This window comes from Antrihabitans spumae (assembly GCF_043944905.1).
Lineage (GTDB): Bacteria > Actinomycetota > Actinomycetes > Mycobacteriales > Mycobacteriaceae > Antrihabitans > Antrihabitans spumae.
Genome location: NZ_JBIMSN010000187.1, coordinates 1 through 1,141, shown reverse-complemented (window position 1 = coordinate 1,141; position 1,141 = coordinate 1). Strand labels below are relative to the sequence as shown.

Sequence of the window (1,141 nt, the reverse complement as noted above, 5' to 3'; positions counted from 1 at the left end):
CTGGACGGAAGCGGAACTCCGCGGAGGAAATCGTGCGCAAGCTGCGCCGAGCCGACGAGCTCACCGCGGCAGGCAAGACGCAGGAAGAGATCGCCGGCGAGCTCGAGGTATCAGCAGCGACGTTGTACAACTGGCGCCGCAGCTACGGCGGGATGGACACCGACGCCGCGAAAGAACTCAAAGACCTCCGCGAACAGAACACCCGACTCAAACGACTCCTCGCCGACGCCGAACTGGAAAAGGACGCCCTGCGCGAGGTGGCGAAGGGAAAATTCTGAGCCCAGCCGCCAAACGCCGCGCTGTCGACATGCTCGTCGAGACGACGAACATCTCGAAACGCTTGGCGTGCAGAGCGGTTGGGCTTGCCCGTTCCACCTACGCACGAACCCCGATCGCACAGACGCCAGCAGATCCCGACGCAGCCCTGAGAGCCGATCTGCGCACCTATGCCCGTGAGCACCCGATGCACGGGTTCCGACGCGCCTGGGCGCACCTGAGATACGACTGCGGCCGGTCGGTGAACAAGAAGAAGGTGCACCGGCTGTGGAAAGAGGAAGGGCTGCAGGTGCGGATCCGTCATCCACGCAAACGAGCAGGCATCAGCTCGATACCGCAGATCGACGCTGATGCACCGAAAGTCGTATGGGCGATGGACTTTCAGTTCGATTCCACGATCGACGGGAAGGCGATCAAGATTGCGTCGATGATCGACGAGCACACCCGGCTCTCGGTGCTCAACATCGTGGAACGCTCCATCACCGCCGAGCGGTTGACCACCGAACTCGGCAAAGCGTTCGCGCTGTGGGGTGGTCCGCCGCTGGTGTTGCGGATGGACAATGGGCCTGAGTTCATTTCTCATGTGTTGCAACAGTTCTGCGGTGACCGGATCGGCATTTCCTACATCCCGCCCGGGACGCCGTGGAACAACGGGCACATCGAATCGTTCAACAACCGACTACGAAAGGAGTGCCTCAACCGCAACCACTGGACGAGCCTGCTCGAAGCTCGGGTGGTGATCGAGGACTTCAAGGACGACCACAACAACCGACACCGGCACTCGTCGCTGGGCTACCGCACTCCGGCCGAGTACGCTGCCCGATGCACCCACAACCACCAAGCTGTGGACGGCTGCGAGATCGAC

At 62.1% G+C, this 1,141-nt stretch carries 1 protein-coding gene; it reads left to right on the top strand.

Annotated features, from left to right (window positions below):
• Positions 1-1,141, top strand: a protein-coding gene (locus tag ACHIRB_RS31260) for an IS3 family transposase (protein WP_395127854.1) whose coding sequence is annotated in 2 segments (ribosomal slippage) — positions 1-261 and positions 261-1,141 — 1,142 coding nt annotated over the 2 segments. Because the reading frame shifts where the segments join, the coding sequence is not laid out codon by codon here. This gene is flagged as partial in the annotation.